This is a genomic window from Streptomyces sp. NPDC086080, assembly GCF_044540255.1.
Lineage (GTDB): Bacteria > Actinomycetota > Actinomycetes > Streptomycetales > Streptomycetaceae > Streptomyces.
On record NZ_JBITRU010000010.1, the window covers coordinates 56,703 to 70,490 of the forward strand.

A 13,788-nucleotide genomic window follows, 5' to 3' on the forward strand; every position below is an offset into this window, starting at 1 on the left:
CATGACCACCGTCCCGTCCCGAGCCGCCTCTGCCTCCGCCTCCGCCTCCGCCTCCGGTGGCGTGGGCCCGCTGCTGCGCGCCTGGCGGGAGCAGCGTCGGATCAGCCAGCTGGAGCTGGCGCTGAGTGCGGACTCCTCGGCCCGGCACATCAGTTTCATCGAGACCGGCCGCTCGCGGCCCAGCGAGGAGATGGTGCTGCGGCTCGCCGAGCGGCTGGACGTCCCGATCCGGGAGCGCAACGCGCTGCTCCTGGCGGCCGGCTACGCGCCCCGGTTCCCGCACACCCCGCTGGACGACCCGGCGCTGGACGCGCTGCGGGACGGCATCGAACGGCTGATCGGCGGTTTCGAGCCGTATCCGGCGCTCGTGGTGGACGCGATGTACGACGTCGTGGCGGCCAACCGCGGGGTCATGGCGCTGTTCGACGGGGTGCCCGAGGTGCTGCTGGCGCCGCCGCTGAACGCGGTGCGGCTCACCCTGCACCCGCAGGGGCTGGCGCCGCGGATCCTGAACCTGCGGGAGTGGCGCGGGCACCTGCTGGAGCAGATGCGGCGGCACATCGCGCTGAGCCGCTCCGAGCCGCTGCGGGCGCTGTACGAGGAGGTCTCGGCGTACCCGGTCCCGGACGGCGGCGAGCGGGTCGAGGAGGAACCGGGTGAGCCGGTGGCGTACTTCGCGCTGCCGATGGTGATCGAGCACGAGGGGCGCAGGCTGTCCTTCGTGTCGTCGATCTCGACCTTCAACACACCGATGGACGTGACCGTCGCCGAGCTGGCCGTGGAGACGCTGCTCCCGGCGGACCCGGCGACGGCCAAGTACCTTCAGTCCTGGCTGAGCTGACGCTGCTTCAGGGCCAGGTGCTGGGTCACGGCGAAACCGGCCACCGTCAGGGCCTGGAGGACCGTCCACACCGCGCCCGCCGCGGTCGGGGTGAGCCACAGCGCGAGAGCGGCCGGACTCCCCACCGCCCAGACGAGGTTGGCCTCGACGACGATCCGCACGCCGGCCGCCGGCGGATGCGGCCGGGCGGCCAGCAGGGCCACACCCGCCGCGTACACCGCGAGGAACGCGCCGATTCCCAGGAGGAGGCCGGAGCCGACGCCGAGGAGGCGTCCGAGAGGGCCCGGCAGGGCGAGGTAGGCGAGCGCGTTGACACCGGTCACCACGGCGTCGAGGGCCAGGAAGCGGCGCAGCATCCGCTGCGGTTCCACGGTCCTGGCGAGTACGGCGAGCTGGGTCGCGGACATGATGGGTCACCCTCCGTCGGGGTCGGTCGGGGTCGGTGGGGGCGGGCCGGGTCCCGGGCCGGAGTGCGCCGGTCCGGAACCCGGTGCGTCCACGATCCCGCGCACGCCGGAGGGGGTCGATTACCTGCCGGGTAAGGGAGGGGCGGGGAGCAGGGAAACAGGGCGGATCACCGTGGCTCGTGAGAGTGTCGGAGGAACATGACAGACTGAGCGCATGCCCGGGCGCGTTGGGGAGGCGTGGCGTGAGTGAGCGGCGGGCCGCACCGACCGTGGGCCAGGTGGTTCTGGGAAGGCGGCTGTACGAGCTGCGGGAGGCCTCCGGCCTCTCGCGGGAGGAGGCGGCCCGGATCCTGCGGGTGGCGCCGGCGACCGTGCGGCGGATGGAGACCGCCGAGGTCGCGCTGAAGATTCCCTACGTCCAGCTGCTGCTGACCGCGTACGGGGTGCCCGACGGCGAGTCCGAGGCGTTCGTGGAACTCGCCGAGGAGGCGAACCGGCCGGGCTGGTGGCAGCGGTACCACGATGTGCTGCCCGAGTGGTTCAGCCTGTATGTGAGCCTGGAGGGCGCCGCCCGGATCATCCGCTCCTACGAGCCGCACTTCGTTCCGGGGCTGCTGCAGACCGAGGACTACGCCCGTGCCGTCCTGGAGGCCGGGACGATCGGCACCGCGGGGCGGGACGCGGTCGAGCGGCATGTGTCCCTGCGCATGGAGCGCCAGCGGCTGCTGGAGCGGTCCGATCCACCGCACCTGTGGGTGCTGATGGAGGAGACGGTGCTGCGCCGTCCGGTGAGCGTCGACGGGCGGGTGATGCGTGACCAGCTCGACAAGCTGCTCGACTACTGCGCGCGGGACCGGGTCACCCTCCAGATCGCCGAGTTCGCCGACGGGCCGCACCCGGGGACGTACGCGCCGTTCTCCCTGTTCCGCTTCGCCGAGCCGGAGCTGCCGGACATGGTGTTCACCGAGTACCTGACCGGGGCGCTGTACCTGGACTCCCGCAAGGAGGTCTCGGTGCACCTGGAGGTCCTGGACCACATGACGGCGCGGGCGGCCACGACCCAGCGCACGGAAAAGCTCCTACGAGAGTGCCGCGAACACTACTAGCGCCCCCTCACCCTCCACTGCCCCCGCCCTCCGCGGGCAGCCGTTGCCGCGATCAGCCCCCGCCCTCCGCGATCAGCCCCCGCTCTCCGCGGGCAGTCGTGCCGCAGGGCGATGGGGGTCCCCCCGCTCGAGCGAAGCCGAGAGTGGGGGAGGGTGGGCGCGACGGCACCCCGCCGGCGCCGGGTTGCGCAGTCACCCCCCGGCCCGCACCAACACCGCTTCGCTCCCGGCGCTTGCCAAGTGCCTCCCCCACCGCCCACCCGTGCCGCCCTGGGGGTACCTCCCAGGCCCTTAAGGCACTGGGGGAGGCACGACTGCCCGCAGCTGCGCGGAGCACGGCCGGCGGCCCGTCGCGGCACGACTGACTGCCCGCAGCTACGCGGGCACGGTCGGTGGCCGCTCGCGGCTACGCGGGTGAGGCACGGCGCCGCCGGTCGCAGCCGCGCCGGGTGCCGCGCGGCAGCGAGGGGCGGCCGACGGCCGTGGGGGTCAGGCTGCGCCGTTCTCGCGCCTGCCCCCCGTGTCCCTGTCGTCGTCGACGATCTCCGCGTCCACGACGCCCTCGTCCTCCTGCGACGCGGAGGCGTCCTGCGCCGCGGAGGTGTCCTGCGCCGCACCCCCGGAGGGGCTCGCGTACATCGCCTGGCCCATCTTCTGGCTGACCGTAGCGAGTTTCTCCACGCCGCCGCGCAGCTCGGCCGTGTCGACCGCCTCCCGCTCCAGCAGCCGCTTCAGCTCCGTGACGGCCGCCTCGACCTCGGACCGGACGTCGCCGGGCACCTTGTCGGCGTTGTCCCGCAGGAAGTTCTCCGTCTGGTAGACGAGTTGTTCCGCCTGGTTGCGGGTCTCGGCGGTCTCGCGGCGTTTGCGGTCCTCCTCGGCGTACTCCTCGGCGTCCCGCATCATGCGGTCGATGTCGTCCTTGGGCAGGGCCGAGCCGCCGGTGACGGTCATCTTCTGCTCGCGGCCGGTGGCGAGGTCCTTCGCGGAGACGTGCATGATCCCGTTGGCGTCGATGTCGAAGGCGACCTCGATCTGGGGGACGCCGCGCGGGGCCGGCGGCAGGCCGGTGAGGTCGAAGACACCGAGCTTCTTGTTGTACGCGGCGATCTCGCGTTCGCCCTGGTAGACCTGGATGCCGACCGAGGGCTGGTTGTCGGTGGCGGTGGTGAAGATCTCCGAACGCCGGGTGGGGATCGTGGTGTTGCGCTCGATCAGCTTGGTCATGATGCCGCCCTTGGTCTCGATGCCCAGGGACAGCGGGGTGACGTCGAGGAGCAGCACGTCCTTGACGTCGCCGCGGATGACACCCGCCTGGAGGGCGGCGCCGAGGGCCACCACCTCGTCCGGGTTGACGCCCTTGTGCGGTTCCTTGCCGGTGAGTTCACGGACCAGGTCGGTGACGGCGGGCATCCGGGTGGAACCGCCGACGAGGATGACGTGGTCGATCGCGGACAGTTCCACCCCGGCGTCCTTGACGGCCTGGTGGAAGGGCTTCTTGCAGCGCTCCAGCAGATCCTCGGTGAGTTCCTGGAACTGGGCGCGGGTCATCTTCTCGTCGAGGTGCAGGGGGCCTTCGGCGGAGGCGGTGATGTAGGGCAGGTTGATGGTGGTCTCCGTCGACGAGGACAGCTCGATCTTCGCCTTCTCGGCGGCCTCCCGCAGCCGCTGCACGGCCATCCTGTCCTGCGCCAGGTCGACGCCGTACTGCCCCTTGAAGCGCTTGGCGAGGTATTCGACGACGCGCTGGTCCCAGTCGTCGCCGCCGAGGTGGGTGTCGCCGTTGGTGGCCTTCACCTCGATGACGCCGTCGCCCATGTCGAGCAGCGACACGTCGAAGGTGCCCCCGCCCAGGTCGAAGACGAGGACGGTCTGCTCGTTCTCCTTGTCCAGGCCGTACGCAAGGGCCGCCGCCGTGGGCTCGTTGATGATCCTCAGCACCTTGAGGCCGGCGATCTCCCCGGCCTCCTTGGTGGCCTGCCGCTGGGTGTCGTCGAAGTACGCCGGTACGGTGATGACCGCGTCGGTGACGTCCTCGCCGAGGTACGACTCGGCGTCCCGGCGCAGCTTCTGCAGCACCCGTGCGGACAGTTCCTGCGCCGTGTAGCGGGTCCCGTCGACGGAGCCCTCCCCGGGGAAGCGCCACTGGGCGTCGCCCATGTGCCGCTTGACCGAGCGGGCGGTGCGGTCGATGTTCGTCACGGCCTGCCTTTTGGCGACCTCACCGACCAGCACCTCGCCGTTCTTGGCGAAGGCCACCACCGAGGGCGTGGTGCGCGCGCCCTCCGCGTTGGCGATGACGGTGGGCTCGCCTCCCTCCAGCACGGCCACGACCGAGTTCGTGGTTCCCAGGTCGATTCCGACGGCACGTCCCATCGCTGTCCCCTTCCGCCAGGGCACCTCTTCGGACTTCCGGCATCTTCCAGCACAAAACTTGAGTGCCCTGTTGTCAATGGTTTGAACGGGTGGTTGTCAATGGGGGGTGCGGGCGTCCGTGTGCCCACGCAGTTCACGCAGTTCCACGGCGCGACGGGGACGGTCCGTGATCAGCACGTCCACGCGCGGGTCGCCGAGGAAGCCCCGCAGGGCCGCGTCCTCGTTCACGGTCCACACCATGGTGAACAGTCTGTTACGCGCCGCCTCGCGCAGCACGGTGGCGCGGGCCAGACGTTGGTGCACGGCGACCCCGTGGGCGCCGCAGGCGCGGACCCGGCGCATGGGGAGCAGTTCGCTGATACGGGTGGCCACCAGGCGGCGCCGGCCGATGTCCGCGCCGTCACGGCCGAGCGACAGCACGGTGCGCACCCGCGGGTGGGCGGCGGTGAGGGCGGCGACGGAACGGTCCTCGAGGGTGGTGGCGACGCATCCGTCCGTGCCGAGCAGGGCGACCGCGCGGTCGATCAGTTCCCGCTCGTGGCCGGTCTCCTTCAGATCCAGGTGCGCGACGAGCTTCCCGGCGATCAGCTCCATGACCTCCTCCACGAGGGGCACGGGGTATCCGGCGCGCTCGTTCAGCTCCGCGAGGGTGAGCGCGGACAGCGGCGGGCCGGTACGCCCTACCCGGGGATCGTGGTGGACGACGAAGACGCCGTCCGCCGTGCGCCGGACGTCGAACTCGACGTACTCCGCGCCGGACGCGAGCGCGTCCTCGTAGGCCTCCCAGGTGGCCGGGGCGGCGCGCTCGGAGCCGCCGCGGTGGGCGGAGACGGCGGGGCGTGACGTCATGGTGGTCGCTCCCGGAGGGGATGTACCGCAGGCCGCCCCGGGTGGAGCGGCCTGCGGTGGCTCGACACGGCGAGCGGGTCAGGCGAGCTTCGCCGTCAGGGTGATGTTCGTACCCTTCAGCGCCTGGCTGACCGGGCAGTTCACCTTGGCGTCCTCGGCCGCGGCGACGAAACCGGCCTCGTCCAGGCCCGGGACGGTGCCCTCGACGGTGAGGTGGATGCCCGTGATGCCCTCACCGGGCACGAAGGTGACGTCGGCGGAGGTGGTCAGCTTGGTCGGCGGGGTGCCGGCCTTGTCGAGACCGTTGGACAGGGCCATGGAGAAGCAGCTGGAGTGCGCGGCGGCGATCAGCTCCTCCGGGCTGGTCTTCCCGTTCGCCTCCTCGGCACGCGACACCCAGGTGACCGGCTGCTCGGCGATGGCGCCGGAGGAGTCGAAGGCGACGACCCCGCTGCCCTTGAAGAGACTGCCTTCCCAAACGGTGTGTGCGGAGCGCGTGGCTGCCATGACGCATCCTTTCGAAATAAATGTCCGGCCGTGTGTCCGGCGGGTCTCGGTCCGGGTGCCCTGATCACCGGGCGCCCTGCCCCATCCGATCACATCGTGGCTCAACTCACCCGGAAGACGGGTCCCCTCGCGGTGAACGGCAGTCGCGCGCCCCGCGGAACGAGGTACGCGTGCTCGCGGCGGACCCGCAGGACGTCGCACCAGCCGTCGGTGATGACCAGGATCGGCGCGGCGGGCGGGAAGTCGTCGGCTCGCTGGAGGAAGTCGATGCCGGGCTGCAGGACGGTGCCGCCCCGGCCGTGCACGCGGACCCGCCCGGCGATCTCGGTGACCGGTACGTATCCCGCGTCGTGCGGTGCCGCGTCGCAGAACACCACGCGGGCGGCCGGTACGTCGCGGGCCTCGGCGTAGGAGGCGATGGCGCCGAGCGCCTTGCCGAGCAGGACCCGGTCCATGGAGCCGGAGGTGTCCAGGACGACACCGAAGGTGCAGCGGGCGATCTCCTCGGGCGGGAACCAGCGCCCCGCGCGGGGGATGTCGGGGGTGGACGCCTGGCGCCGGGAGGGACGCGCGTACGACCGGAGCGGCTCCGGGCGCGGCACGAACTCGTCGAACCAGCGGGCCAGCCGGGCGTCCCAGGGCACCGGCGGATGGCTGAGCGCGCGGATCTCCTGGACCAGCCCGGCGGGCAGGAAACCGCGCTCCTGCCGGTCGTGCAGGTCCAGGCCCTGGGCGAGGCCGCGGCGGTAGAAGGCGTCGAGGTCGACGGGGTCGCGGGGCGGGCCGAGGGGGCCGCCGAGGATGTCGCCGAGCCCCTTGCCGCGCAGCGTGGCCTGCCGGCGCATCCGCCGCAGGTCGACGGCGATCCGGTCGTAGACCTCCTCGGCGGACAGCCCGGCGAGCTCCTTGTCGTACAGCAGGCCCTCGGGCATGGTGCCGACCCGCATCTCCTCCAGCCAGCCGTTGATGACGTAGTCGCAGGCCACGTTGAACAGATACGGGTCGCGTCCGCCGCAGCGGTCGCCGTGGCGCAGGGCCGCGTGGAGCATCTCGTGGGCGAGGACGAACCGCCATTCCTCGTCCTCCAGCTGCCGCAGCGGGTTGACGTAGATCTCTCCGGCCCCGGCGTCGACGGCGGCGACCGAGATGCCGTGGGCGCGCGCGAGCTCGGCGTCGGCGACCAGGGTGATACCGGCGGCGATGCCGCCGAGCAGCGGGTAGGAGGAGACGAACCAGCCGAGCGCCCGCTCCCAGGGCCGCCGGGGGACCGGCTTGCCGTCCAGGCTGTCGCGGCGGCCGCCCGCCAGGTCCATCGCGGCGGACACGGTGCGGGTGAGGGCGGTGGCGAACGCCAGCTGGTGGTCCGGCGGCTGCCCGTAGTAGCCGAACCACTCCGCGAGAAACAGGTCCGCCTCGCCGCCGGCCGTGCCGCAGCGCTCGTACACCGCAGGGACGCCCTCCCGACGCCAGTGGGCGGCGAGCCGCTCCTCGTCGCCGTCGGGGTAGGCGGCGGGCAGGTGCTCGGGCGCCGTGCCGACGGGGAAGCCGAGCAGGAAGCGGTTGACCACGACGCAGCGGGCGGCGAGCTCGCTGTGGTCGGGCTGCTCGCGCGTGCCCTGCGCGGCGGGGACATGACCGAAGCCGAGGTGCAGGACGGCGTGCGCGAGGGCCCACGCCCAGGCCTCCGGGTCGGCCATACGGTCCGGGTGGGCGTGCAGGACGGCCTCGGAGTCCACCCGCACCAGCCCGTCCCGGGGGGCGAGCTCGCAGTTCTCCCGGCGGCAGACCTCGAACTCGACCGCGGCCAGCGCGGGGTTGGCCCGCACCAGCCGCAGTCCCGCGTCGAACGCCTCCTGCGCGAGGTCCCGCTTCTTCGGACCCTTCGCGTTCTTCGGCCCCTTCGCGCGGGGGCGGCTCACCGGCGCGCCTCCACCAGGCGCGGCATGTCGCGGGCCGCCTCGACGAGGAACCAGGCCGGCAGGACCGGGTTGCCGTCCTCGTCGGAGGCGATCACGGTCTGGGCGACCTCGACGGAGATCTCGGCGAGCTGCACCAGCAGCGCCTTGGCTCGGTACGCGGTCTGCCGGCCGTTCGCCGACATGTGCTCCTTGGTCGCCGGGAGTTCCTTGACCAGACGGCCGCGGAAGGACTCGGCGAGGTAGTAGAGCAGGTCGCGGTCCTCGATCCGGTGCGGCCAGCGGGCCTCGCCCTTGATGACGGCGTCGATCCCGAAGCGGCTGCGCACGATCTTGACGTAGCCGCAGAAGGCGGTGGCGTGCGCGGGGGTGAGCGTGCCGTGGGCGAGGACCTTCAGGGTGTCCTCATCGAGGTCACGGCCGAAGGAGTGCAGCGCGTCGGAGAGCATGTGCCAGGAGCGGGGGGTGGAGAACGGCTCCTCGGTCTTCGGCGGCTTGGACCACAGGTGGTCGGGGCGGTCGGTGAGGTGGTCGGTGATCCACGGGTGGATGCCGTTGTTCGCCGCCCAGAGCAGCCAGTCCCCGGCGGACACCTCCAGGTGGACGTGGGTGAGGCGGTTGATGAGCGCGGAGGCGATGGGGCGGGCCAGCGCGTTGTCGGTGGCGCGGTTGCCGGCGCCGATGACAATGGAGCCCTTGGGCAGCTCGTAGTCGCCGATCCGGCGGTCCAGGATCAGCGAGTAGAACGCCTTCTGCACATCCGGGGTGGCCGCGTTCAGCTCGTCCAGGAACAGGCAGTACGGCTCGTCACGGGCGATCGCCTGCGGCGGGCAGAACACCGAGCGGCCGTCGCGGATCTGGGGAACGCCGATCAGGTCCTCGGGAGCGAGCTGAGTGCCCAGCAGACTCACGCACTCCAGGCCCAGGCTCTCGGCGAACTCCCTGACCAGGGAGGACTTTCCGATGCCGGGCGCCCCCCAGAGGAACACCGGCCGCACGGTCGCCAGACCGAGCAGCAGCTCCGGGACGCGGGAGGGGGTGACAGTGACGACTGCCTGCACGCAATGGCTCCTGGGGGTCAGGGGTTCGGGGTTCAGGGGGAGGTGGGACGTCGGCAGGGGCGCACGGATCGCCGGCATCGGGCCGGATCACACGGACCGGAACACACGGGCCGGAGCACGCGGACCGGAAGGGGCGCCGGACCCAGTGAACTGTGTCCCGCGGCGACGGAGCAACGCGTTTTCCGGGCGTCGGCCCCGTCAGGCCGCGCGCTCCCGGCCCGGGGCTCCAGGCAGTTCCCCCTGATCCGACTCGGTCAGCCAGCGGCGCAGTACGTGGTGGACCTGCTCGGCGCCGGCGAGGACCGCGCCCTCGGCGACGGGTGGCGACAGGGCGAGCGGGGACAGCAGGAAGGGGCGGGACTGGGCGCCGCCGAGCCCGCCGTGGGAGCCGATCTGCTCCTCGAAGGCCAGCACCTCGCCGTCCACGGGGTCGTGGAAGGAGTTGACCATGATGTCGGCAGTGTGCGGGAAGGTGTGGGTACGGCGTACGGCGTCGGCGGCGCCCGGGCCGAAGGCCGCCAGGGGCCCGGGATCGTCGTCCAGCTCGTCCAGCGGTATCTCCGCGCCGTACGCGCCGAGCACGACCCCGCCGTGGCGTTCGCTGCGGACCAGGAGGAAGCCGATGCCGGGGTGGTTGGCGAGGGTGGGCAGCAGCGCGGGGTGGCGGGCGTCGATCTCCTCCTTGGTCATCCGGTGCGGCACGTCCGGGAAGGAGATCAGGCCCAGGTTGCCCGAGGCGAGGACGACGGGCTCGGAACCGCGCGAGGGGCGGTAGTGCTCGGTGCCCTCCTCGACGGGCCGGTGCAGCGCCGCGCGGACGGCCGCCCGTGCCTCGGCGCCGCTGTGGGTGCGCCGGGCGCGGCGCGGCACGGGCAGTCCGCAGCCTGCCCGCACCAGGTCGCCGAGGGTGAGGCCGTAGCGGGAGCGGAAGGTCTCGCCGGGGCTCTGCCCGTGGTCGGAGAGGACGACGAGGCGGTACGGGCGGGGAGCGTGCTCCGCGACGTTCTCGATCAGGGCGAGGGCCCGGTCGAGGCGCTGGAGGACCTTCTCGGTGTCCCGGCTCGTGGGCCCGGAGTGGTGGGCGACCTCGTCGTAGGCCACCAGGTCGGCGTAGACGGCGGTGCGGCCGGCCAGCAGGTCGCCCATCACGGCGGCGACGACGACGTCCCGTTGGACGACGGTGGCGAAGGCCCTGACGAACGGGTAGAGCCCGCCGCGCGAGACACGCGGACGCTGCCCCCGCGCCCGGGCGCGGGTGGACTGCACGATCTCCCGGCCCACCTCGGCGCCGAAGGACAGCGCGGTGCGCACGGCGTTGGCGGGGTCGGAGAAGTACGCGAAGTAGCCCGAGCGGGAGCGGGCGGCGGGGTCCCGGCGGCGGGTGGTGATGGACAGCACCAGGGCCTGCTGGTCGGCGCCGCCGCTGAACAGGTTGCCGCGGCTGGCGCCGCCGCCCGCGAGCAGTCCGGCGTGCCCGGAGTACTCGATGGCGCGGGCCTGGAGTTCGGCGGCGCTGGTGGGCCGGTTGCAGACCATGACCTCGCGCCGGGCCTTCTCGTACCAGCGGAAGGCGGGGACGTCGTGGTTGCTGCCGTGCAGGATGCCGAGCTGGCTGGCGCCGGTCTGGCTGGACCAGTCGGTGCGCCAGCGGGTGAGGCGGTGGGAGGGCTGATCGCCGCCGCTGCCGGTCCCGAGCCAGCGGGCGACGGTGGGCATCAGCCCCTGGTCGACGGCGTCGAGCAGCACGTCGTGGCCGACACCGTCGAGTTGCAGGAAGACGGTGCCGGGGGTGGTCGGGCAGGGCGGGGCGGAGCCCCGTCTGCGGTCGGCGAGCCGGTAGAGGCGGCGGCGGTAGGCGTCGTCGTCGCGTACGGCGAGGGCGGCGCCCGTGGCCGAGGCGACGGCGGACATGACGGCGGCGACCACGACCGCCGTCTCCGGGACGACGGAGCCCCGTTCGACGGGGTTGAGGTACAGGGCCAGCCAGAGCAGGGCGCCGTTGAGGAAGAACACCAGCACCCCGAGGACGAGCGCCGGTACGAGCAGCAGGAGACGCACCAGCAGCGGCCAGACCAGGGCGGACAGCAGACCGAAGGCGCCGGCGCCGAGGGCAGCGGTGACCGCGATGTCGGTGGCGCTGTCGCCGTCGGCCGAGCGCAGCCGGAAGTCCGGCAGGATCCCGGCGAGCAGCAGCATGGTCAGGGTGGAGACCACCCACACCGTGATACTCCGCCCGATCTGACTGGCGACCCGTCGCCAACGCCCGCCACCCACGCCCCGTACACCTCACGTCCCGGCCGGTACGGCCCCTCTCCACCCTGCCACAACGTCCGGAGCAGGGTTTTCGTCCCCGTTGCCCCGGCCGCGCGGCCCCGCGGCCCCCGGACGCTCAGCGGCCGTCGTAGCCGGCGGTCGGCATCGACAGCCTGCGGTGCACGCGCGCCTTCATCACGGCGTCGTACGACGGTTCCGCGCGGCCCACGGTCACCACGCGCACCCCGCGGCGCGCGCACTCGGCGGTGAAGTCCGCCACGGAGGACAACGCCCGCTCCAGTACCCGCCGGCTGGGCGCCACGAACAGGTCGGCGCCGGGCCGCACCCCCTCCCACAGCAGGCTGTGGTCGGGCCGCAGCCCTCGCACCAGCAGTTCCCTGGCCACCACGTGACCCTGCTCGGCGGCCCAGCGGGCGCACATGGCGTGCTGGCTGCGGGAGTCCACCAGGAAGGGGTCGGCGTCCAGTTCCTCCAGCGGAGTCAGACTCGCGATCGCCGTCACCCGCACCGGTCCCATGGCGTCCCCCTCACCTCCGGTTTTCGTCGCCGACCCTACTCCTGCACGTAGGCTTCGGGGAGTCGTGCGAAGGAGGCGAAGAAGTGCCGGTGGACGTCACGTGGTGGGGGCACGCGACCTGCACGGTCGAGGACTCGCACACCCGTGTGCTCACCGACCCGCTGTTCGCCCGCCGTCTCGCGCATCTGCGCCGCCGGCGCGGCGCGCTGCCGTCCGCGGACGCCCGGCACGCGGACGTGGCCCTGGTCTCCCACCTGCACGCCGACCATCTGCACCTGCCGTCCCTGGCCCTGCTCGCCCCGGGCACACGCCTGCTCGTGCCCCGGGGCGCACTCCGCGCGGTACCGGGTCTGCGCCGGCTCACACATCTCGGCGTGAGCGAGATGGCGCCGGGCGAGGTGACCACGGTCGGCCGTCTGGTCGTCCGGGCCGTGCCCGCGCGGCACGACGGGCGACGGCTGCCGGTCGGACCGCACCGCGCGCCCGCCCTCGGCTATGTCGTGGAGGGTGAGGCGCGGACGTACTTCGCCGGGGACACCGGTCTGTTCGAGGGGATGGACAAGGAGGTGGGGCCGGTCGACGTGGCGCTGCTGCCGGTGGGCGGCTGGGGGCCCTACCTCGGCGAGGGGCATCTGGACGCGGGGCGCGCGGCCGAGGCGCTGGCCCTGCTGGGGGCGCCGAGCGCCGTGCCGGTGCACTACGGCACGTACTGGCCGATCGGGATGGACGCCGTGCGCCCGCACGAGTTCCACGCGCCGGGTCACGAGTTCGAGCGACTGGCGGCCCGGCACGCCCCCGGGGTGAGCGTGCACCGGCTCGAGCACGGGGAGAGCGTGCGCCTGGAGGGCGCCCGGTGATCCTTCCCGCCTCCCTGGGCCAGGCGGCCCCGCTGGCGGCGCTCCCGGTGGTGGCGCCCGATTCCACCCAGCAGGTGGTCGGCTATCCCTCGCTGTTCCTGCTGGTGCTGATCGGCGCGCTGGTGCCGGTCGTCCCGACGGGCGCGCTGGTGAGTTCGGCGGCCGTGGTCGCCTTCCACCGGACGGCGCCGTTCTCGATGGCGCTGCTGCTCGTCACGGCGTCGCTGGCGGCGTTCCTCGGGGACGTGGCGCTGTACTGGCTGGGGCGGCGCGGGATGACGTCGAGGAACGGCTCGCGCTGGCTGGAGGCGATGCGGCGGCGGGCCCCGGAGGACCGGCTGGAGCAGGCGCAGCGCAAGCTCACCGACCACGGGGTGGCCGTGCTGGTGCTGTCCCGGCTGGTCCCGGCCGGGCGACTTCCGGTGATGCTGGCCTGTCTGCTGGCGCAGTGGCCGGTGCGCCGCTTCGTGCGCGGCAATCTGCCGGCCTGTGTCGCCTGGGCGACGACGTACCAGCTGATCGGCATCCTCGGCGGTTCCCTGTTCAAGGAGCCGTGGGCGGGCGTACTCGCGGCGATCGTGCTGACCGTACTGATCAGCGTGGCCCCGGGCCTGTGGCGGCGCCTCCGCGGAACGGCGACGGGCTGACGCCGGCCGGAACCGACACGGCCCCGATGAGGGCCGGCACCCGCCCCACCCGGCGGTCGGCCCGCCCACGGCCAACGCGCCGAACGCCTGAGCCGGATGGCGGTCTGCCCGTCGGCCGCCACCCTGGCAGCGGGCCGACACCCGTTCCCCACCGGCAGCCGCCCCGGCCGGCGGTCGACACCCATCCAGAGGACAGCCACGCCCGCACCCACCGGACCGGCCGTCCTCCCCCGGCACCGGACGGCCGCCAGTGCGTCTCGTCCGGTACGGCACGACCCACCCGCCCCACCGGTGGCCGTCCCAGGCGGCGGCCGACACCCGCGCCTACATGCAACGCGCGGAACGCTGAGACGGCGGGCGAACCCGGCCCACCGACCCTCCGGCAGCGGGCCGACGCCCGTCCACACCGGCAGCCGCACCCGTCGGACCG

12 protein-coding genes are annotated in these 13,788 nt (G+C 73.1%); 4 read left to right on the forward strand and 8 right to left on the reverse strand.

Annotation, left to right across the window (positions count from 1 at the left end):
* The first annotated feature begins 1 nt into the window (after position 1).
* Positions 2–841, forward strand: a complete 840-nt coding sequence (locus ACIF9R_RS14840; RefSeq protein ID WP_399979205.1) for a helix-turn-helix domain-containing protein — start codon at positions 2–4, stop codon at positions 839–841.
* Here the strand turns inward: ACIF9R_RS14840 and ACIF9R_RS14845 are convergent.
* Positions 823–1,248, reverse strand: a complete 426-nt coding sequence (locus ACIF9R_RS14845; RefSeq protein WP_399979207.1) for a hypothetical protein — start codon at positions 1,246–1,248, stop codon at positions 823–825. The genes ACIF9R_RS14840 and ACIF9R_RS14845 overlap by 19 nt on opposite strands.
* A gap of 242 nt (positions 1,249–1,490) precedes the next feature.
* Between ACIF9R_RS14845 and ACIF9R_RS14850 the strand changes: the two genes are divergently transcribed.
* Positions 1,491–2,354 carry a helix-turn-helix transcriptional regulator gene (locus ACIF9R_RS14850; protein WP_399979209.1) on the forward strand — a complete coding sequence of 288 codons (864 nt, stop codon included), beginning with the start codon at positions 1,491–1,493 and terminating at the stop codon, positions 2,352–2,354.
* A 489-nt stretch (positions 2,355–2,843) separates the two neighbouring features.
* Here ACIF9R_RS14850 and dnaK read toward each other — a convergent pair whose 3' ends face one another.
* From dnaK to ACIF9R_RS14885, 7 genes are all read right to left on the reverse strand, one after another.
* The gene (gene dnaK, locus ACIF9R_RS14855; RefSeq protein ID WP_399979212.1) at positions 2,844–4,730 is read right to left on the reverse strand and encodes a molecular chaperone DnaK; all 1,887 of its coding nucleotides are present in this window, start codon (positions 4,728–4,730) and stop codon (positions 2,844–2,846) included.
* A 96-nt stretch (positions 4,731–4,826) separates the two neighbouring features.
* Positions 4,827–5,579, reverse strand: a complete 753-nt coding sequence (locus ACIF9R_RS14860) for a glycerophosphodiester phosphodiesterase family protein (RefSeq protein ID WP_399979214.1) — start codon at positions 5,577–5,579, stop codon at positions 4,827–4,829.
* A 78-nt stretch (positions 5,580–5,657) separates the two neighbouring features.
* A complete protein-coding gene (locus tag ACIF9R_RS14865; protein WP_399979216.1) occupies positions 5,658–6,086 on the reverse strand; it encodes an OsmC family protein in 429 nt (142 codons plus the stop codon).
* A 101-nt stretch (positions 6,087–6,187) separates the two neighbouring features.
* Positions 6,188–8,005: a hypothetical protein gene (locus ACIF9R_RS14870; RefSeq protein ID WP_399979220.1), complete on the reverse strand. Its 1,818-nt coding sequence runs from the start codon at positions 8,003–8,005 to the stop codon at positions 6,188–6,190.
* Positions 8,002–9,063, reverse strand: a complete 1,062-nt coding sequence (locus ACIF9R_RS14875) for an ATP-binding protein (protein ID WP_399979223.1) — start codon at positions 9,061–9,063, stop codon at positions 8,002–8,004. Before ACIF9R_RS14875 ends, ACIF9R_RS14870 begins: the two co-directional genes overlap by 4 nt.
* 198 nt (positions 9,064–9,261) lie before the next feature.
* The gene (locus ACIF9R_RS14880; protein ID WP_399979566.1) at positions 9,262–11,283 is read right to left on the reverse strand and encodes a phage holin family protein; all 2,022 of its coding nucleotides are present in this window, start codon (positions 11,281–11,283) and stop codon (positions 9,262–9,264) included.
* A 169-nt stretch (positions 11,284–11,452) separates the two neighbouring features.
* A complete protein-coding gene (locus tag ACIF9R_RS14885; RefSeq protein ID WP_399979225.1) occupies positions 11,453–11,854 on the reverse strand; it encodes a hypothetical protein in 402 nt (133 codons plus the stop codon).
* An 83-nt stretch (positions 11,855–11,937) separates the two neighbouring features.
* Here ACIF9R_RS14885 and ACIF9R_RS14890 point away from each other — a divergent pair, with 83 nt between their 5' ends.
* Positions 11,938–12,711 (forward strand): MBL fold metallo-hydrolase, encoded by a 774-nt coding sequence (locus ACIF9R_RS14890; RefSeq protein ID WP_399979227.1) that lies wholly within the window; start codon positions 11,938–11,940, stop codon positions 12,709–12,711.
* Complete coding sequence (locus ACIF9R_RS14895) at positions 12,711–13,358, forward strand: DedA family protein (RefSeq protein ID WP_399979568.1); 648 nt, start codon at positions 12,711–12,713, stop codon at positions 13,356–13,358. The genes ACIF9R_RS14890 and ACIF9R_RS14895 overlap by 1 nt, the downstream gene beginning before the upstream one ends.
* Positions 13,359–13,788 lie beyond the last annotated feature (430 nt).

What these genes read in the sequence shown, in the direction of transcription:
- ACIF9R_RS14860 (WP_399979214.1), bottom strand. Translation starts at nt 5,579, where the DNA reads ATGACGTCACGCCCCGCCGTCTCCGCCCACCGCGGCGGCTCCGAGCGC.
- dnaK (WP_399979212.1), bottom strand. Translation starts at nt 4,730, where the DNA reads ATGGGACGTGCCGTCGGAATCGACCTGGGAACCACGAACTCGGTCGTG.
- ACIF9R_RS14840 (WP_399979205.1), top strand. Translation starts at nt 2, where the DNA reads ATGACCACCGTCCCGTCCCGAGCCGCCTCTGCCTCCGCCTCCGCCTCC.
- ACIF9R_RS14885 (WP_399979225.1), bottom strand. Translation starts at nt 11,854, where the DNA reads ATGGGACCGGTGCGGGTGACGGCGATCGCGAGTCTGACTCCGCTGGAG.
- ACIF9R_RS14845 (WP_399979207.1), bottom strand. Translation starts at nt 1,248, where the DNA reads ATGTCCGCGACCCAGCTCGCCGTACTCGCCAGGACCGTGGAACCGCAG.
- ACIF9R_RS14865 (WP_399979216.1), bottom strand. Translation starts at nt 6,086, where the DNA reads ATGGCAGCCACGCGCTCCGCACACACCGTTTGGGAAGGCAGTCTCTTC.